The organism is Tahibacter soli (assembly GCF_025717065.2).
Lineage (GTDB): Bacteria > Pseudomonadota > Gammaproteobacteria > Xanthomonadales > Rhodanobacteraceae > Tahibacter > Tahibacter soli.
Genome location: NZ_JAOVZO020000019.1, coordinates 381,902 through 399,739, shown reverse-complemented (window position 1 = coordinate 399,739; position 17,838 = coordinate 381,902). Strand labels below are relative to the sequence as shown.

At 69.0% G+C, this 17,838-nt stretch carries 17 protein-coding genes; 7 read left to right on the top strand and 10 right to left on the bottom strand.

The window, feature by feature from the left end:
• Window positions 1–48 precede the first annotated feature (48 nt).
• Together OD750_RS20835 and OD750_RS20830 are read left to right on the top strand one after the other, a co-directional pair.
• Window positions 49–309: a hypothetical protein gene (locus tag OD750_RS20835; RefSeq protein ID WP_263540766.1), complete on the top strand. Its 261-nt coding sequence runs from the start codon at window positions 49–51 to the stop codon at window positions 307–309.
• Between the two features lies 1 nt (window position 310).
• Window positions 311–793: a hypothetical protein gene (locus OD750_RS20830; RefSeq protein ID WP_263540767.1), complete on the top strand. Its 483-nt coding sequence runs from the start codon at window positions 311–313 to the stop codon at window positions 791–793.
• Window positions 794–945: 152 nt separating this feature from the next.
• Here the strand turns inward: OD750_RS20830 and arsJ are convergent, their stop codons facing one another.
• The 10 genes from arsJ to OD750_RS20780 form a co-directional block, all read right to left on the bottom strand.
• Window positions 946–2,190 (bottom strand): organoarsenical effux MFS transporter ArsJ, encoded by a 1,245-nt coding sequence (arsJ, locus tag OD750_RS20825; RefSeq protein ID WP_263540768.1) that lies wholly within the window; start codon window positions 2,188–2,190, stop codon window positions 946–948.
• Between the two features lie 3 nt (window positions 2,191–2,193).
• Complete coding sequence (locus tag OD750_RS20820) at window positions 2,194–3,201, bottom strand: ArsJ-associated glyceraldehyde-3-phosphate dehydrogenase (RefSeq protein WP_263540769.1); 1,008 nt, start codon at window positions 3,199–3,201, stop codon at window positions 2,194–2,196.
• A gap of 27 nt (window positions 3,202–3,228) precedes the next feature.
• A complete protein-coding gene (locus OD750_RS20815) occupies window positions 3,229–3,741 on the bottom strand; it encodes an arsenate reductase ArsC (protein WP_263540770.1) in 513 nt (170 codons plus the stop codon).
• 357 nt (window positions 3,742–4,098) lie between these two features.
• Entirely contained in the window at window positions 4,099–4,458 is a 360-nt protein-coding gene (locus OD750_RS20810) for an ArsR/SmtB family transcription factor (protein ID WP_425508252.1), read from the bottom strand.
• A 59-nt stretch (window positions 4,459–4,517) separates the two neighbouring features.
• The gene (locus tag OD750_RS20805; protein WP_263540772.1) at window positions 4,518–5,690 is read right to left on the bottom strand and encodes an MFS transporter; all 1,173 of its coding nucleotides are present in this window, start codon (window positions 5,688–5,690) and stop codon (window positions 4,518–4,520) included.
• A 9-nt stretch (window positions 5,691–5,699) separates the two neighbouring features.
• Window positions 5,700–7,259, bottom strand: a complete 1,560-nt coding sequence (locus tag OD750_RS20800; protein ID WP_263540773.1) for an NAD(P)-binding domain-containing protein — start codon at window positions 7,257–7,259, stop codon at window positions 5,700–5,702.
• 12 nt (window positions 7,260–7,271) lie between these two features.
• The gene (locus OD750_RS20795) at window positions 7,272–7,817 is read right to left on the bottom strand and encodes an arsinothricin resistance N-acetyltransferase ArsN1 family A (protein WP_263540774.1); all 546 of its coding nucleotides are present in this window, start codon (window positions 7,815–7,817) and stop codon (window positions 7,272–7,274) included.
• Between the two features lie 37 nt (window positions 7,818–7,854).
• Window positions 7,855–8,388, bottom strand: coding sequence for a MarR family winged helix-turn-helix transcriptional regulator (locus OD750_RS20790; protein ID WP_263540775.1), 534 nt, complete (start codon window positions 8,386–8,388; stop codon window positions 7,855–7,857).
• A gap of 175 nt (window positions 8,389–8,563) precedes the next feature.
• Window positions 8,564–9,661, bottom strand: a complete 1,098-nt coding sequence (locus tag OD750_RS20785; protein WP_263540776.1) for a serine hydrolase domain-containing protein — start codon at window positions 9,659–9,661, stop codon at window positions 8,564–8,566.
• A gap of 3 nt (window positions 9,662–9,664) precedes the next feature.
• Window positions 9,665–10,882: a serine hydrolase domain-containing protein gene (locus OD750_RS20780; protein ID WP_263540777.1), complete on the bottom strand. Its 1,218-nt coding sequence runs from the start codon at window positions 10,880–10,882 to the stop codon at window positions 9,665–9,667.
• 158 nt (window positions 10,883–11,040) lie between these two features.
• Here OD750_RS20780 and OD750_RS20775 point away from each other — a divergent pair, with 158 nt between their 5' ends.
• The 5 genes from OD750_RS20775 to OD750_RS20755 all read left to right on the top strand — a co-directional run bounded on the left by OD750_RS20775 (window position 11,041) and on the right by OD750_RS20755 (window position 17,785).
• A complete protein-coding gene (locus tag OD750_RS20775) occupies window positions 11,041–11,571 on the top strand; it encodes an RNA polymerase sigma factor (RefSeq protein ID WP_263540778.1) in 531 nt (176 codons plus the stop codon).
• Window positions 11,568–12,338: a hypothetical protein gene (locus tag OD750_RS20770; RefSeq protein ID WP_263540779.1), complete on the top strand. Its 771-nt coding sequence runs from the start codon at window positions 11,568–11,570 to the stop codon at window positions 12,336–12,338. The genes OD750_RS20775 and OD750_RS20770 overlap by 4 nt, the downstream gene beginning before the upstream one ends.
• Before the next feature lie 59 nt (window positions 12,339–12,397).
• Complete coding sequence (locus OD750_RS20765; RefSeq protein WP_263540780.1) at window positions 12,398–13,087, top strand: ankyrin repeat domain-containing protein; 690 nt, start codon at window positions 12,398–12,400, stop codon at window positions 13,085–13,087.
• A 97-nt stretch (window positions 13,088–13,184) separates the two neighbouring features.
• Window positions 13,185–13,796 (top strand): protealysin inhibitor emfourin, encoded by a 612-nt coding sequence (locus tag OD750_RS20760; protein ID WP_263540781.1) that lies wholly within the window; start codon window positions 13,185–13,187, stop codon window positions 13,794–13,796.
• Window positions 13,797–14,089: 293 nt separating this feature from the next.
• The gene (locus OD750_RS20755) at window positions 14,090–17,785 is read left to right on the top strand and encodes a reprolysin-like metallopeptidase (protein ID WP_263540782.1); all 3,696 of its coding nucleotides are present in this window, start codon (window positions 14,090–14,092) and stop codon (window positions 17,783–17,785) included.
• The last annotated feature ends 53 nt before the right edge of the window (window positions 17,786–17,838 follow it).

The window sequence follows — 17,838 nt, the reverse complement described above, 5'->3', positions numbered from 1 at the left end:
CTGTCCGCCGCGGGAAATACACCAGGGACGGTGTCACTGGAGTACGCCATGCGCACGAACAACGGCAACAACCCTTCGATCGACGCGAATTCGCCGGACGTGGTCGGCAGCGCTCTCGATCTTGAAAAGCTCGACGCTGAAGCAAGCGCCGACGCGGATCGCTGGTCGCGACCGGCAGTCAGGATCGTCGGCCCGATGCCGGCGGCTTCGGGCGGCATCCGTCTTCGCGCCGCGACGCAGGCGGTTCCGGAGCGATCGATGTTTCGGCAGATGATCGATTCGTTCTTCGGCGTCACCAGTCGGCACTGAGATGACCGCCATGAGCCGAGGCAACAAATACTCGTACGTCGAAGCCGAGAACGCCTTTACGTCGGAAGGCGGATTCCTGCCCCGGCGATCGGAGAGCGGACACGTTCGCCCGGAAAATACCCTGAGATTTCTGTCGGAATCGCGTGGCGTCGATCGTACGCCGCAGAAGCCGGAAGAGTGGCTGCTTCGCCAATCGGTCGGTTTCGACGGTCGCCACTATCAGTACAACGGCTATCGCTACGACCGGCTTGCCGATGCGATAGCCCACGTCGCCCTGACGCGCACTCGTCCTTCATTGCTCGAGCCGAAGGGGCCGTATTCGGCAGAGCGGTCGGCCGAACCGCCGACCGCGCGGGATCGCGAAATCATGGCGTCGCTCGGCATCGTCGCGATCGGCCACGCGTATCGATGGCGCGCATTTCGGTACGACCGGCTCGAGGACGCCGTTGCCTATGCGGCGCTGATGCAGCGGCGAGGCGAATAGGCTGGAGTTGCCGCGGCGTCGCGCATTCGCCGCGAAGGCGAGTACGTTCATGTCGAACGCCTGCGCAGCAGCGCGCCCCCTTTTTCGCCAGCGCACAACATTTGCCGTGTCGGCGATGCGGATGCCGGCAACGAAGATCGTTCGAAACTCGATCAGGCGTCGGTATCGGCGGCTGGCGTATCCAGAGGAATCATTCCGCGGTGCCGCGGCAACGCGACGGAAATGACGGCGGCGATTGCGACCAGCGCGCTCGAGATCCAGAGGCATGCGCCAAGTCCCCAGACCTGGAACACCCACCCTGACAGCACCGTTCCGAGCAGGCGCCCGAGCGCGTTGGCCATGTAGTAGAAACCGACGTCGAGCGAGACGCCGTCTTCGGCGGCGTAGCTCACGATCAGGTAGCTGTGCAGCGACGAGTTGATCGCGAACAACACACCGAAGAGCGCGAGACCGATCACGAGGACCGTCGCCGCCGGAAAGCCGGCGCCGAGCGCCAACGCAATCAGCGCCGGCGACGCCGCCAGCGCGATCGCCCACGCCAGCGCGTTGCGCCCGTCGGGCACCTTGCCGCTGCGTTTGCCGGTCACATGCGGCGCGAGCGATTGCACGATGCCGTAGCCAATGATCCAGGCCGCCAGGAATGCGCCCACTGCGGCGTTGCTCCAGCCGAGCGTGGCGGCGAGATAGACCGGCAGCGCGACGACGAACCAGACGTCGCGAGCGCCGAAGAGGAACAGACGCGCGGCCGACAGCAGGTTGATCGCCCGACTCTTGGAAACGAGGTCGCGGAACTTCGGTTTGTTCCTGGCCTTGCCGAGATCGCGACGCAGGACGACGAGACTCGCGAGCCAGACGGCGGCAAGCGCGATCGCCATCGCGCCGATCGCCCGCGTAAAACCCAGCGTCGCGAGCAGGGCGCCGCCGAGGAAGAAGCCGACGCCCTTGAGTGCGTTCTTTGAACCCGTCAATGCCGCGACCCAGCGATACAGCGCGCCCGGCTGATCGGCCGGCACGAGCAGCTTGATGCTGCTCTTGGCGCTCATCTTGTTGAGATCCTTCGCGATGCCCGACAGCGCCTGCGCACTCATCACCCACGGCACCGTCAGTGCGGCCGCGGGCAGCGTCAGCATCGCGAGCGCGACGACCTGCAACGCAAGCCCGATGTTCATCGTGCGATTGAGCCCGATCCGCGCGCCGAGCCAGCCGCCGACGAGGTTCGTCACGACACCGAACATCTCGTAGAACAGGAATAGCATCGCGACTTCGAGCGGGCTGTAGCCGAGCGCGTGAAAATGCAGCACGACGAGCATGCGCAGCGCGCCGTCGGTCAGCGTGAACGCCCAGTAGTTCGCCGTGATGGCGGCGTACTGGCGCACGTCGGCGGACAGCGCGGTCATGGTTCAGCGCTCCGCGCCACCGACCAGGCGCACGAGTTCCGCGGTGCGGTTCACGTAGCCCCACTCGTTGTCGTACCACGCGTAGATCTTCACGTGAGTGCCGTTGACGACCATCGTGGAGAGCGCGTCGACGATGCCCGAACGCGGATCGCCGCGGTAGTCGATCGAGACCAGCGGCCGTTCTTCGTAGCCGAGGATGCCGGCGAGTTCGTTCTCCGACGCCGCCTTCAGGAAACCGTTCACTTCTTCCACGGTCGTCGGCCGCTCGACCTCGAACACGCAGTCGGTCAGCGACGCATTCGTCAACGGCACGCGCACGGCATGGCCGTTCAAGCGGCCCTTGAGTTCGGGAAAGATCGCGGCGATCGCCGTCGCCGAACCGGTCGACGTGGGGATCAGGCTCGACCCGCACGCACGCGCGCGACGCAGATCCTTGTGCGGCGCGTCGACGATGACCTGCGTGTTGGTCAGGCTGTGGATCGTCGTGAGACTGCCGTGGCGGATGCCGAGGTTCTCGTGAATCACCTTGACGACCGGGGCGAAGCAGTTCGTCGTGCACGATGCCGCGGTGACGATGCGGTGCTGCGCCGGATCGAACCGGTCGTGATTGACGCCGACCACACAGTCGAGCACGCCGGCTTCCTTCACCGGCGCTGTCACGACGACGCGTTTGACGCCCTGGTCCAGATACGGCCGCAGCACCTCGGTCTTGCGAAACTTGCCCGAGGCTTCAACGACGACATCGCACGCCGACCAGTCGGTATCGCCGATCGCCTTGTTGCGCGTGACGGGAATGCGCTGGTCGCCGATCACAATGGCATCGCCGTCGGCGCGCGCCTCCACCGACCATCGTCCGTGGATCGAATCGAAGTTGAGCAAATGCGCCAAGGTTGCGGCGTCGCCGGCGGGATCGTTGATCTGTACGAAATGCAGCGACGGATCGTTCCATCCTGCGCGCAACGTCAGGCGTCCCATGCGCCCGAAGCCGTTGATGCCTACGCGTATCGTCATTTCATGGGTCCGAGAAGGTGCAGTCGATCAGCTCGCGTCGTCGAGCGGGACTTGCGTCGCGATTTCGCCGAGCCGCGTGCGCAATGCGAGACGGTCGAGCGACGTGACGTTGAGTTCGGTGAGCAAGGTGATGCGGTGTTGCAAGGTGTACATGACGCGGCGATAGGTCTCGCGTCGGCTCGCATCGGGCCCGGTCGCAGCCGCGGGATCCGGCACGCCCCAATGCGCGGTCAGCGGATGGCCCGGCCAGACCGGGCATGCTTCGCCGGCGGCGCGGTCGCACACGGTCACGATGAAATCCATCTGCGGTGCGCCCGGCTGCGCGAACTCGTCCCAGCTCTTGCTGCGCAACCCTTCCGCCGGCAGCTTCAGATCGCGCAGCAGATCGAGCACGAACGGGTCGACGAAACCGCACGGGCGGCTGCCGGCGCTGTAGGCCTCGAACTTGCCGTGGCTGAAGCGATTGGTCAGCACTTCGGCAAGGATGCTTCGCGCCGAATTGCCGGTGCACAAGTACAGAACGCGGTACGGACGGTCCACGGCGGTCTCCGAATACATTACGGTGCAGGCCCCGGTGCGCGCGCGAATTCGCCGAAGAAGACGGGACAAGACTCCTGCGCGGCGTTGTCGCAAACGGTGATCACGACGTCGATCTCGGGAGCCCCTGCGTTGCGGAAAGCGTTCCACGACTTGCTGGTGAGACTTTCCGTCGCGATGCCGCGGGTCTGCAGCTGCGCGAGCGCTTGGGGGTGAACGCGACCGGCCGGCTACCGGCGCCGTAGGCCGCGTAGCGCGCAACGCCCGGGTGCTGCGGCGTGGCCTCACGGGGGATGCTGCATGCGGAGTTGCCGGTGCACGGAAACAGGACGCGAAACGGCGGCGTCGGCGATACGGCGCTCATTGCTGTCGGGATGCCTTGCGCTTGACGGCCGGCATCGGCAACGGCACCGCGACAGGGGCGCACATCTCGGGGTTGCCGCCGCAGCAGGTCTCCGTCAGATAGCCCACGACCGCCTGGATCGTGTCGAGCTTGGCGGTGTAGCGGATATACGTGCCCTGTTGCTGGCCCTCGACCAGGTCGGCGTTGCTCAGCTCCTTGAAGTGGAACGACAGCGTCGTCGACGGTACGCCGAGCGCTTCGGCGACGGTGCCGGCGAAAGCGCCGGCCGGGCCGGCTTCCACGAGATAGCGGTAAATCGCCAACCGCGTTTCCTGCGCAAGGGCCGAGAGTGTTCTGAGTGCGGCTTTAGTTTCCATATTTCGAGTATTCTGGAATCAACGGATAAGTGCAAGCATGACGCTCGTCTCACGATGAATCAGGCGGCTGTCCGCGTCAGCGCCGCCCGGCGTGCCGTCGCCCGAGCGGCCGGCAACGTGAGCATTACCAGGAGCGCCACGCCGGCGAAGACCGCCCACGCGCCTGCCGCTTGCGCCAACGCCGCAGTGGTCAACGGGCCGGCGGCTCGCGCCACGCCTTGCGCCCGCGCGATCGACCCGTTCACCCGGCCGACGTTCGCGCTGCCGTAGAGCAGCGGAACCACCCACGGTCGCGCAACGGTGCTGAGACCGGCGCCGACGCCGAACAACGCGACGCCGACGAAGGCGATGCTCAACGACGGCGCGACGCTCAGCACGGCCGTACCGATCGCCTGCAGCACGATCGGAACCAGGAGCAGCTGCGTCGCCGAGGCTGCACGCCGGGCGCTGCCGATCCAGATGCGCCCCGGCAGCTGCATGATGCCAAGACCGGCCAGTACCAGCGCAGCCTGCTCGATTGCGTAGCCGCGCGCGACGAGCATCGGCACGACCAGGGTCGTGACTGCCATGCCGGCAAACGTCGTGACGACGAACGGCGTGGCGAGCTGCCAGGGCGTCGCCGGCAGTGCCGATCGTTCGATCGACAGCGGCGACGGCCGTTGCGCCGTGGCAGTCAGCTCGCTCAGCGCCCATCGTTCCTGGATCCCTGCGGCGATCAGCCACAGCACGACCAATCCCTGCAGCGTGGAACGCCAGCCGACCGCACTCACGCCCCATCCGACGAGCGGCAAAAAGAGCGTGCTCGCCAGGCCGCCGAGGATCGTGATGCCCGCCAGCGCGCGCAGGCGCGACGACGGATCGATGACGGCACGCGCCACGAGGGCGAACACGCTCTCGTACAGCACCGCCGCCATGCAGACGCCCAGGCCAGCCCACACGACGTACAACGCCAGCACCGACGATGCGTACGACCAGGCGACCAGCAGCGCGGCTCCGGCCAGCGCTCCACCGCGAAGCAGCGCGACGCCATGACCTCGATCCAGCGCGCGGCCGACGCGCGGCGCCAGCGCCGCGCTCACGGCCAAGCCCACGGAGAAAGCGCCGGCGACCGCTGCGTCGGTCACGGCCCATTCCGTCCGCATCGGTACGAGAAGAACCGAGAACGCGTAGTACACAATGCCCCAGAAGACGCATTGCGTACCGCCGAGCGCGACGAGAACGGGCCAGCGCACGACCGATCGTCAGCGACGGCAGCAGCTGGCCGCCGCCGCGACTGCCGGCGCAGGTTCGGGCACGGCGACCGCGGACGCTTCACAACCGCAGCCGCTTTTGCCGGCCGCCTTGGCGTTCGCATCGTCGGCGCAGCACGCGTCGGCGTCGGCCGCGGCCGGACCGCCGCAACAACCGGCCGATGCCTCGACGATCGCCGGCGCCAGCGCCGACGCGGTGCCGCAGCCGGCGGTGCTGGTGCCGCAACTGGCACTGCTCGTGGCAGTCGCCGCGACCGTCGCGGTACCACAGCCCGTCGCACAGGAGCCGGCCGACGTGCTTTCGTCGTCGACGAACTGCGTGTTGCACACGCCGGTTTCCGGCAGCACCAGTTCGACGCGTCGTGCCGCCTCCCAGTCGCCGGCGATCGCCGCGGCGACCGAGCGCACCTGTTCGTAGCCCGTCATCAGCAGAAACGTCGGTGCGCGGCCGTAGCTCTTCATGCCGACGACGTACAGGTCGGCGTCGGGCTGCCTGAGCTCGACGGCGCCATGCGGACGCACGGTGCCGCAGCTGTGCAGGTTCGGATCGATCAGCGGCGCGAGCGCGGCTGGCGCCTGAGTGCCGGGATCGAGATCGAGCCGCACTTCGTCGAGGATCGACAGGTCCGGGCGAAAGCCCGTCGCGGCGACGATCTCGTCGACCGGCGGCAACGCCGTTTCGCCGTCCCGGGCCACGAGCCCTTCGGCCGTCGTCGCAATGCGGTCGATGTGGACGTTCGTATGCACCGCGACGATGCCGTCGTCGACGAGCCTGGCGATGCGCAGGCCGAGCCGGCCGCGCTCCTTGAGCTGGTCGTTCTCGCCGCCGCCGAGCACGCGACGCAGCGACGGGCGGCGCACGGCCCAATGCACTTCGGTACCGGGTTCGGTGCGAACCAGGCGCGCGAGATCCGTCAGCACGTTGAACGCCGAATGGCCGCTGCCGACGACGAGCACGCGCTTGCCGCGATAGCGTTCGCGTGCCGCGCCGGTCACGTCCGGCATGCCGTAGGCGATGCGCTCTCGCGCGGCACGTTCGCCGATCGCCGGCAGGCCGGCCGCACCGATCGGGTTGGGCGAGTCGATCGTGCCGGAGGCGTCGATCACGGCCGACGCGAGCACTTCGCGCTCGTCGCCGTGATCGAGATAGCGCACGACGAACGGCGTCGTGTCGCGCTGCGCGTTCTTCATGCGGTCGCGTGCGCGTCGGGTGACGCCGAGCACGCGCGCGTTCACGCGAATATGCGGCGCGAGCGCCGGCGTCGCGGCAAGCGGCGCGAGATAGTGCGCGACGACTTCGCCGCCGGTGGGGAAATGCGTCGGGTCCGGCGCTTCCCAGCCGTTCGCGGCGAGCAGCGCCGCCGATTTGCGATCGATGTTGAATGCCCACGGCGAGAACATCCGCACGTGGGCCCATTGGCGCATGCCGGCGCCGACGGCGTCGCCGGCCTCCAGCACCAGCGGCGTGAAGCCGCGCGCACGAACGTGAGCCGCCGCGGCCAAGCCGACCGGACCGGCGCCGATGATGACGACAGGCAATGCAGTGGACATGCGAACCTCGCTTCAGTAGGCGGCGTCGCCAGCGGCGGCGACCGGGTTGTCGGGGGAAATGTTCTCGGGAATCAGGCGTTCGACGATGACGACATCGAGCCAGCGGCCGTCGAGCCGGCCGTGCTTTTCGTAGACGCCGACCTCGCGGAAACCGCAGGCGCGGCACAGCGCGCGACTGGCGGCGTTGGACGGAAAGACGCGCGAGACGAGCTTCCAGCAGCCGCGGCCACGCGCCGCGTCGACCAGCGCCTCGAGCAGTCCTCGGCCGATGCCGCGGCCGCGCGCGGCACCGTCGAGGTAGATCGAGAACTCGGCGATGCCGGCGTAACAGGCGCGCGGGCGGTAGCTGCTCAGGCTCGCCCAGCCCAGCACGATGCCGTCTTCGACGGCGACCAGCAGCGGATAGCTGTCGTCGGCGATGCGTGCGGCCATGTCGGCTGCGCGCCGGGGCTCGGTCTCGAAGGTCGCGCCGCGCTCGGCGATGCCCTGGTTGTAGATCGCGGTGATCGCCGCGGCGTCGTCGGCGCGGGCAGGGCGGAAGGCGGCTCGATGCGTCATAGTGTTGGTAGTGACAACAATGTGGTCAAAAAAGGGGTCAGCCGCAGCCTTTCGGCGAGCACGATCCGACGCTGATGCCGGAGACGAAACGCGCTTCGGCCGCGCGGGCCAGGCGACGGATCACGTCGGTCACGCCGGCGCGGACTTCCGGATCGAGGTCGGCCAGAAGTTCCGCCTGCTGCGCGATCAGGTCGCGATTGATGGTTTCGTACAGCGTGCGACCGCCGCGCGTGATCTCGAGCGACAGCGCCCGCGCGTCGCTCGCATCGGCCTTGCGCGTGACGTAACCTTTGCGCTCGAGCGCGTCGACCACGCGCGTGGTCGTGCTCTTGTCGAGCAGCAACAGTTCGGCCAGCGCCTGGCTGCGCATCGGCCCTTTCTCGGCGAGCGCTTCCAGGGCGTAGCACTGCGTCACCGAAATGTCGTAGCAGCAGATCTTGTCGCGATCGCGAAACTGGTAGACCCGCACGAGGTCGGATACGGCCGAATGCAGCGCCTCGGCATCGGCCAGCACGGCGGCGCCGGACGAGTTCGCCGGAAGACGTCGAGGGGTGGCGGCTTTTTGTTGCATGTGACAACTATGCGCCGGGACGCCTGTCGAGTCAACTCTCCGGACGCGGGGATCGCAGGTGCACCGCGCTCGTGCGTCGTCGGGGCGGGGCCAAGCCGCGCCGGCCGCGGCATCGCTCCGCGACCGGCGGATGCCGATCGTTAAGTGTCTGGCGATCCTTCAACGTCGCGGACAGTCAGTCCGCCGCGAACAGTTCGAGGAACCTGAGCGCCAACGGATTCTTTTCCACTTGTGCCGTCTGCGGCCGGTTCGCCCACGCAAGACCGTCGGTGTTGCCGAGCGCGACCAGTGTCAGTCCCTTTTCGGGCACCTTGAGCAGCAGGCCGGCGTACGCGTCGGGCCAGCGGCCCGCGTGCCACACCAGCCGCCGGCCGCGCCACGTTTGCGTCCACCAGCCGTACGCGTAGCTCGCCGGCTGGCCGTCGGCGTCGGTCGGCGGCGTCCACATCGTCCAGAGAAGCCGCCGCGGCAGGATGCGTCCGCGATCGAGCGCGAGCGAATACGCGGCGAGGCTGCGCGCGCTCGCGACGATGCCGCTCGATGCGTTCATTTCGGGATTCGGCAGCGGTGCCGGTTCAAGTTCTTCCGATCCGTTCCTGCGTCGAAACGGCGGCGCGAGATCGACCAGCGCCCGGCCGCCCTTAGCGTCGCGCCAGCCGGCCGCGACGTTCGCGAGGCCCGCCTTGTCGATCACGTAGCGGCGCACCCAGTGCTCGAACGGCTTGCCGGTGATCTCCTCGACGCGGTTCGCGAGCCGGCCGAACACCACCGGGTTGTAGAAAAAGTTGCTGCCCGGCTCTCCGAGCACGCGCATCCGCAGCACCTGCCGCATCGTGATGCGCGCGGCGCAGTCGATCTTCGGCGGCACGTAGCCGTCGTCGAGCGCCTTGCCGCCCGCGAAGATGCTGCCGCTTGCGACGAGCGCCGCGCAGCGTTCCTTCCAGTCGGACAGCGCGGTGAAATCGTCGTCGAGGTCGATCGTGCCGTCCGCGTCCATCGCGAGCAGCGTCGCCGCGGTGAACGTCTTCGTGATCGACGCGACGAGATAGCTCGTGTCCGGCGTCGTCGGCTCTTCGGCGTCGTGATCCTGCCAGCCGAGACCTTCGGCCGCGACGATCCGGTCGTCCTTGACGATCGCGTACGACAGGCTCGGCACGGCCCGCTCGGTGCGGTACTGCTGCGCGTACGCCTTGAACTGCGCGAGCTTCGCCGTGTCGTCGGCGCCAGATGCCGTGGAAACGGCGAACAGTACGATCGCAAAGATGGCGCGCATCGTTCACTTCTCCCCTTGTGCATACGGCGACGGCGTCCAGAACGTCATGTCGGCGCCGTACTCCCAGCGCCACGGCGCGCCGGTTTCGCCGAGCACGAAGCGCACGAGCGCAGGGAACGCCGCCTCGGCGCGCACGTCGTTCGAAAGTATCGCCACGCAGCGCCGGCGCCGCTCGACGCAGACCATCGTGTTGCCGGTCGTATCGTTGTGTCCGCCCTTCATGAAGCCACGGCCTTGCGGCCCGTCGAACACGACCACGCCGATGCCGGCGGCGAGGTGCGGGTGACGCTGCGCCTTCGGCAGTTCCGGCTGCAGCGTCGGGAACTGGCTCGCCGTCGTGATCGGCAGCTGCGCCGCGACGATCTCGGCGCGACTGCGTTTCGTCAGCCCGTCGCCGCGCACGAGCGCCGCCGTGAAGTTCGCGAAGTCGGCGATCGTCGTATCCATCGAACCCGCCGCACGCACCGTACCGCGCTCGTCGTGCGGCTCGACGCCGCCGTCGGCGCGCCAGCCGTCGGCGAGGTTGCGCGCGAAGTCAGGGCGCCAGCGCATCGCCGTGTTCGGCATCGCGAAGCGATCGAACACGCGGCGCTGCATCGCGTCGCCGAGGTCGACCCCGATGCCGCGTTCGAGCGCGAACTGCAGAAGCAGCAGGCCCGCGCCCGAATAGGCATAGCGCTTGCCGGGATCGAAGTGCATGCGCAGCCGGCCGTCGGGTTCGAGGAACGCGAAGTTCGCGAAGCCCGCGCTGTGCGTGAGCAGCATGCGCGGCGTCACGAGCCGCCAGCGCTCGTCGCCGGCGAGACCCGACCACGGCACGTACTTCTCGTCGTCCGGATAGTCCGGCAGCGGCTTGGGCAGGTACTGCGCGATCGGTCGATCGAGATCGAGCACGCCCTCGTCGACGAGGCGCATCATCGTGTAGCCGAACACGGCCTTCGTCAGCGACGCGCCGTACATGATCGTGTCGGTCTGCAGCGGATCGCCGCGCTCGTTGCGGTGACCGTAGGCGTGCACGCCGCGCACGCGGCCGTCGTCGACGATCGCGATCGCAAGGCCGCGCGCGCCGGTCGCCGCCATCGCGCGCGCGACTTCGGCATCGAGCGCCGCCGCCGTCGGCAATGGCGCGGCGGTCGCCGCGAACGACGCGAGCGCGCAGGCGGCGACGGCACAGCCGCGCAGCAAGCGGCGAGCGAAAGAAGGCGAGGGCGAGAGGTTCATGCGCGTTCTCCGGGTGGGGTTCGCCCCGAATGACGCCTGCGCGCGGCAAAACTTACAGCCTCGGCGAATGTAAGTTTCCGCGCGCTCGCACGTCATCCCGGTCGACCTTCAGCGCAGGAGCGCCCGCTATGCTCGCCATGGCTCTACCGGAGACACGCGTGACCGAACCTCCCGAACCTTTTGCCAGCGACGCGCCGGACGCGCTCGCCCGTCACTACGGCCCGCTCGTGTTCCGCGCCGCGTTTCGCGTGCTCGGCGACGCGGCGCTCGCCGAAGACGTGCAGCAGGACGTCTTTCTGCGTCTTATCGAACAGCCGCCGCGCGACGTGGCCTCGTGGCCCGCCTATCTGACCGCCGCCGCCGTGCGCCGCGCGATCGACCGCCAGCGCCAGCAGCGCCGCTGGTGGCGATTGCTGCCGGTCTGGCGCGCGCAGGCGCCGGCCGCGGCGGCATCGAGCGAGGACGTCGGCCTCGTCGACGAGCGCGCGCGGCGCCTGCGTGCGGCGATGGCGGAGCTCTCGCCGCGCGAGGCGCAGTGCTTCAGCCTGCGCTATCTCGAAGGCATGGCGATCGACGACATCGCCCGCGTGCTCGCGATCACGACCAATACCACCCACGTCACCCTGCATCGCGCGCGCCGCCGGCTCGAAGCGCGACTCGGCGACGCCGTCACGGAGACTGCGCCATGACCGTTCCGAATGAAGAAAAGCTGTCGCCCGTCCTGGACGAAGCGGTGCGGGCCGCGCGGGAAGTCCCCGCCGCCGCGGTCGATGCCGCGCAACTGCGCCTCGCCGCCGCGCTGCGGACCCGCCCGCGCCACGAGCGGCCGGTCGTGCGCCGCTGGGTCGCGGCCGGCTTCACGGCGATGGCCGCTATCGCGCTCGCGATCGGCCTGCCGTTGCTGTCGGGCCACGGCGACGCGTTCGCCGCGGTGCAGGCGCATTTCCGCCAGTTCCGCACGCTGCAGATGGACGTGACGCAACGCCACGACGGACAGGTGATGCAGACGTCGCGCACGCGCGTCGACGCCGCCGGCGCCACGCGCACCGACATCGGCGAGTCGCTGAGTATCGTCGTCGACCCCGCGCGCGGCCGGCTGCTGACGCTGCTGCACGAGCCGCGCCAGGCCGTCGTCGCGTCGATCCCGGCGCAGTCGGCCGCCGCCGGCAACGACATCGCGTGGCTCGACGAACTGCGCCGCTACCCGGGCAAGGTGACGCCGCTGACCGATGCGCGCACGATCGCCGGACGGCCGGCGCAGGGCTGGCTGCTCGACCTCGGCGGCAACGCCGCCGAGATCTGGGCCGACGCCGACGGCCTGCCGCTCGAGATGCGCATGCGCGGCGGCGGCCTGCAGATCGACTACCGCTTCGCGTTCGACGCCGACTTCGCGCCGGACGTGTTCGACACCGCGGTGCCGGCCGGTTACGCGCAGGTGGCGGCGGACGAGGATTGACGCGAACATCGCTCGCCAGGATCAGCGACCAAGCGCGTTTCACACGACGGAGAGCGGCCATGGCGGCAACACCGATCGACCGCATCGCGGCGGGCAGAACCGATCTCGTCTTCGACCTCGTCGCATCGGGCGGCGACGCGCGCGCGACCGACGATCGCGGCACGCGCCTGATCCAGTGGTGCGCGTACTACGGCGACGTCAGCGCCGTGCGCTTGCTGCTGTCGCACGGCGAGGCGCTCGCGTCGCTCGGCGACGACCTCGGCCTGAACGCCGCGGCATTCCACGGGCACTGGCGCTTGTGCGAATTCCTCCTCGAACGCGGCGCCGACGCGAACGGCGCGCTCGAAGACACCGGCGAGACGCCGCTGCACGCGGCGCTGTGCACGGACGATCGCGTGCGCTACGACGCGGTCGTGCACGTGCTGCTGGCGGCCGGCGCGAACCCGAACGCTGCGACGAAGCCCGGCGTCGAAACCGGCGCGTTCATGCGCGATGCGCGCACGCGCGGCGAAACGCCGCTGCATCGCGCCGCGGTCTGCGGCACGCCGCAGACGCTGCAACTGCTGCTCGACGCGGGGGCGGACCGCGAGGCGCGCGACGCGCACGGCGACACGCCGCTCGCCTGGGCGAGCTGGCAGCGCCGTCCGGCCGACGTGCTGCGCCTGTTGTGCTACGGGCCGCATCGCATCCGTCCGGACTATCGCGACATGCGCGCGAATCTCGTCGGCGGGCCGGTCGATTCGACGTGAGCGGACGACGCTTTCGTTCGCGAACGCGACGCGCGCGTGTCGCCCCGTCGACAGCGTCGGATGTTCGGTTGGCACGTCGCGACTCGTCTGACGGAAGATGAATCGACGAATCGTGTGGAATGGCCGCATCGCCGCTGTCGCGATGGCCCTCGCCATCGCACCCGCATTCGCGCGCGACGCCGTGCACGCGATCCAGCGCATCGACGAAGGCGACACATTCCTGCGCGAGCGATTGCGGCTCGCGCCGGCGCGGTCCGACGCGCGATCGACGTTCGGCCGACTCGGCAGCGTGGCCGGCCGCGTGGCGTTGAAACCGATCGGCGAGGGCGAAGAGATCCGCCGTGACGCCGTCGGCGACGTGCCGTCGCGGCAGTTTCGCATCGACGCGGCGACCCCGGTGCGCGTGGAGTTCCATCGGCGCGAAGGCGCGGTATTGCCGAATGCGCCGCAACGGGTGAGCAGGTGCACGCGCGATACCGCGTCGCTGTCCGCGGCCGATGGCGCGACGCTGCGCGAACAGCTGCGGCGCAGCGATCTGCTCACCGCGCCGGAGTCCGCGTTCGGGCAACTGACGGGCAGCGCCGACGACTATCGCGTGCGCGTCACGATCGGCACGACGACGAAGACCGTCCACTGGTCGAGCGAGCACGCGCCCGCGAGCGTCTGGCCGCTCGTGCGGCGCCTGCAGGCGTGCGACGCGGCGGGTTGATGTCGGGCCGGTATCGCGAGGCGCGCGTCTTGCGTTTTCGCAATGTCATTCACGAGGCGCCCGGTCGCTCCGTCCCGCGATCCGGCGCGTATCCGTCTGCGGTCTTTTTCACGCGGCAGTCGGCAAAAAAAGTCGCAACCGACTGAACAAAACCGCCCCGTCGTACCAAGTTTCGCGGACTATCGCGTACCCATACTCGTCGAAATATCGACACCCCGTCGAACGCGCCGCTGCCGGTGCGTTCGCGCGGGCATTCAACAACGCGGCGCGGGCCGCTGTGCGGGGGACTCATCGTGAAACGAAACTCAGTGGCCTGGTTCGTCGGCCTCGCGTGCGCGGCGTTCGGCGCGAATGCAGGGGCGCAGGCGTCGACCGTGCACGCCGGCGCGGCCGGCGACGGCTTGTGGCAGGACGTGGCCGAAGCCAGCGTGTCGCGCACGGCGCAGCGCGCGATCGTGCCGTCGAAATACCGCACGCTGTCGCTCGACAACGCGAGCCTCGCGCGCGTGCTCGCGAGCGCGCCGAAAGAATCGCAGCAGGACGTGCGCACGAGCGACGTCGTGCTGTCGCTGCCGCTGCCCGACGGCAAGTACGGGCAGTTCCGCATCGTCGAGTCGCCGATCATGCAGGACGAGCTCGCGGCGAAGTATCCGCAGATTCGCACGTATCTCGGCCAGGGCGTGACCGATCCGAGTGCGACGCTGCGCTTCGACGTGACGCCGAAGGGCTTTCGCGCGCAGATCCTGTCGGCGCACGGCACGCTGTACATCGATCCGTACCAGAACAAGGACACGACGCACTACATCAGCTACGACAAGCGCGACTACGCCCGCACCGGCGAGCCGATGCAGTGCACGGTCAAGGACGCCCATGGCGTCGCACTCGGCAACGAGCCGGTCGAGGCGCATGCGGTGTCGCCGGTACCGGCCGTCTCTTCGGGCGGCACGCTGCGCACGTATCGCCTGGCGCTGTCGGCGACCGGCGAGTACACGCAGTTCCACGGCGGCACCGTCGCCGACGCGCTCGGCGGCATGGTCACGACGATGAACCGCGTCAACGGCATCTACGAGCGCGAAGTCGGCGTGCGGATGGTATTGGTGAACAATACCGATTTGTCGATTTATACCGACGGCGCCACCGACCCGTTCACGAACGACGACGGCGAAACGCTGCTCGGCGAAAACCAGTACAACCTCGATCTTCTGCTCGGCAGCGCGAACTACGACGTCGGCCACATCTTCAGCACGGGCGGCGGCGGCATCGCGGCGCTCGGCTCGGTGTGCGGCGACGGCGTCAAGGCCAACGGCGTCACCGGTTCGGGCGCGCCGACGGGCGACGCCTACGACGTCGACTACGTCGCGCACGAAATGGGTCACCAGTTCGGCGGACCGCACACGTTCAATTCGACCGTGTCGAGCTGCGGCGGCGGCAACCGCGAGCCGTCGGCGGCGTACGAAACCGGCAGCGGCATCACGATCATGGCCTACGCCGGCATCTGCGGTTCGGAGAACACGCAGCCCAACAGCGAAGACTATTTCCATCGCGACAGTCTCAATCGCATCCTCGCGTTCGTCGCCGGCGACGGCGCGTGCAGCGCCAACACGGCGACCGGCAACACGCCGCCGACCGTCACCGCGACGGCCGCGTACACGATTCCCGTGCGCACGCCGTTCACGCTGACCGCGACCGGCGCCGATGCCGACAACGACGCGCTGACCTACATCTGGGAAGAGTTCGACCTCGGCACCGCGACGAGCGGCGGCGCGTTGACCGACACCGGCAACCGGCCGCTGTTCCGTTCGTTCGACCCGACCACGAGCCCGTCGCGCACGTTCCCGAGCCTGCGCTACATTTTGAACAATGCGAACGTGGTGCCGGCAACCGCACCGCTGCCGGGCACGACGACGCCGGCGCGCTACACCGGCGAACTGCTGCCGACGACGGCCCGCACGATGAACTTCCGTGCCACGGTGCGCGACAACCGCGCCGGCGGCGGCGGCACGAACGAAACCACGACGGCCGTCACGACGGTCGCCACCGCCGGACCGTTCGCCGTGACCGCCCCGAACACGGCCGTGAGCTGGGCCGCGGGCAGCGCGCAGACCGTGACGTGGAGCGTCGCGAGCACGGACGTCGCGCCGATCAACACGGCGAACGTCGCGATCTCACTGTCGCTCGACGGCGGCTACACCTGGCCGGTGACGCTCGCGCCGAGCGTGCCGAACAACGGCAGCGCGAACGTGACGATTCCGGCCAACACGGCCGCGACGTCGCAGGCGCGCGTGCGCGTGTCGGCGGTCGGCAATGTGTACTTCGATATTTCCGACGCGAACTTCACGATCACGGCGGGCGTCAACACGGCGCCGTCGATCACCGTCACCGGTCCGGTCACCGTCGCGCAGGGCAGCCCGGCCGTGGCGGCCGACGTCGCCACCGTCACCGATACGCAGGATGCGGCGGGCGCGCTGACCGTCGCGCTGTCCCAGGTGCCGCAGGAAATCACCGCGTCGGTCGTCAACAACGCCGGCACGATCCGCGTCACCGCGCAGGCGTCGTGCTCGCTCGTCGCGCCGACCAGCGGCACGAAGATCTATCCGGTCCTCTTGACGGTGACCGACACGGCGGGTTCGACGACGTCGAGCTTCGTCAACATCGCGGCGGGATCGAACAAGGCGCCGACGCTTGGTGCGTATGCGGACCGCATCCTCACGCGCAGCGCGTCCGCGACGGTCGTGCCGGCGGCGGCGCCGGCCGATGCGAACAACAACTACGTCGGCGTCTCGGTATCGCCGACGACGCTGCCGGGCGGCGGCACGGTGTCGATCGCGACCGACGGTACCGTCAGCGTCACGACGACGGCGTCGACGACGTACGGCTACTACAAGATCCGCGCGAGCGCCGCCGACACCTGCGGCGCAACCGAGACGAGGGAATTCGTCGCGCAGGTGACGACGCCCGAGCCGCTGCTCAACTTCCGCGGCGCGACGGTCGACACCGGCAACAACCTGATCGAGCCGGGCGAATGCAATGCCGCGACGGTGTCGCTGCAGAACGAAGGCGCGAGCGGCGCGACCGCGATCGCGAGCACGCTGACCACGACGACGCCGGGCGTGACGATCACGCAAGGCACGTCGCCGTACGCGAACCTCGCCGCGGCGGCGACCGGCACGAACACGACGGCGTATCAGATCGGCACCGATCCGGGTCTCGCGTGCTACGGCACGATCGACCTGACGCAGACGATCACCTATTCCGGCGGCGGTTCGCCTCGCATTGTGAACTTCAGCTTGCCGGTCGGCCGCGCCGCCGGTACGAACTACAACTTCACCGCGGCGACCGGCGGCACGATCACGACGACGGGCACGCTCCTCCCCGGCAGCCGTGCCGACGATGCGGTCGCGCCGCTCACGGTGCCGGCCGGCTTCAATTTCTCGATCCTCAACACGCCGGTGACCGGCGGCAGCACGATCAGCGTCAGCACGAACGGCAACATCCAGTTCGTCGCGGCCGGCGGCACCGAGGCGTGGGGCAATACGCCGCTGCCGGCGTTCGGTTCCGGCGGCGGTTCGGGCGTGTTCCCGGTCAACGCGCCGACGCTGTTCGTGTACTGGGACGACATCGACACCAGCGGTACCGGCAAGGGTGTGTTCACCGAGCTGACCGGCACGGCGCCGAACCGCGTCTGGAAGGTCGAGTGGCGCGCGGTGCTCGTCGGCACGTCGACCGCGGTGGACGTCGCGGTGCTGTTCCGCGAAGGCTCGAACGTGTTCGACCTCGTCTACAAGAACGCCGCGGCGGCGAACGGCAGCAGCGCGACGATCGGCTGGCAGAACGCCGACCACGGCACGGCGCTGACGGCGCACTCGGTCAACCAGCCGGTCATCGCGAACGGCACGGTGCTGACGTCGGGCTTCGCGCCGGCGATCTGCACCGTCGGTCCCGCCGCGTGCGCGGGCGATCTGATCTTCAAGAACGGCTTCGAGCAGTAGGCGTCCTGATAATCCGCTCTCCCGGCTTGCCGGGAGAGCGGATCTACGTGCGG

Excerpts from the sequence above, each read along its gene's own strand:
- OD750_RS20835 (WP_263540766.1), top strand. The coding sequence starts at position 49 with ATGCGCACGAACAACGGCAACAACCCTTCGATCGACGCGAATTCGCCG.
- OD750_RS20830 (WP_263540767.1), top strand. The coding sequence starts at position 311 with ATGACCGCCATGAGCCGAGGCAACAAATACTCGTACGTCGAAGCCGAG.
- arsJ (WP_263540768.1), bottom strand. The coding sequence starts at position 2,190 with ATGACCGCGCTGTCCGCCGACGTGCGCCAGTACGCCGCCATCACGGCG.
- OD750_RS20820 (WP_263540769.1), bottom strand. The coding sequence starts at position 3,201 with ATGACGATACGCGTAGGCATCAACGGCTTCGGGCGCATGGGACGCCTG.
- OD750_RS20810 (WP_425508252.1), bottom strand. The coding sequence starts at position 4,458 with ATGGAAACTAAAGCCGCACTCAGAACACTCTCGGCCCTTGCGCAGGAA.
- OD750_RS20800 (WP_263540773.1), bottom strand. The coding sequence starts at position 7,259 with ATGTCCACTGCATTGCCTGTCGTCATCATCGGCGCCGGTCCGGTCGGC.
- OD750_RS20795 (WP_263540774.1), bottom strand. The coding sequence starts at position 7,817 with ATGACGCATCGAGCCGCCTTCCGCCCTGCCCGCGCCGACGACGCCGCG.
- OD750_RS20790 (WP_263540775.1), bottom strand. The coding sequence starts at position 8,388 with ATGCAACAAAAAGCCGCCACCCCTCGACGTCTTCCGGCGAACTCGTCC.
- OD750_RS20785 (WP_263540776.1), bottom strand. The coding sequence starts at position 9,661 with ATGCGCGCCATCTTTGCGATCGTACTGTTCGCCGTTTCCACGGCATCT.
- OD750_RS20780 (WP_263540777.1), bottom strand. The coding sequence starts at position 10,882 with ATGAACCTCTCGCCCTCGCCTTCTTTCGCTCGCCGCTTGCTGCGCGGC.
- OD750_RS20770 (WP_263540779.1), top strand. The coding sequence starts at position 11,568 with ATGACCGTTCCGAATGAAGAAAAGCTGTCGCCCGTCCTGGACGAAGCG.
- OD750_RS20765 (WP_263540780.1), top strand. The coding sequence starts at position 12,398 with ATGGCGGCAACACCGATCGACCGCATCGCGGCGGGCAGAACCGATCTC.
- OD750_RS20760 (WP_263540781.1), top strand. The coding sequence starts at position 13,185 with ATGAATCGACGAATCGTGTGGAATGGCCGCATCGCCGCTGTCGCGATG.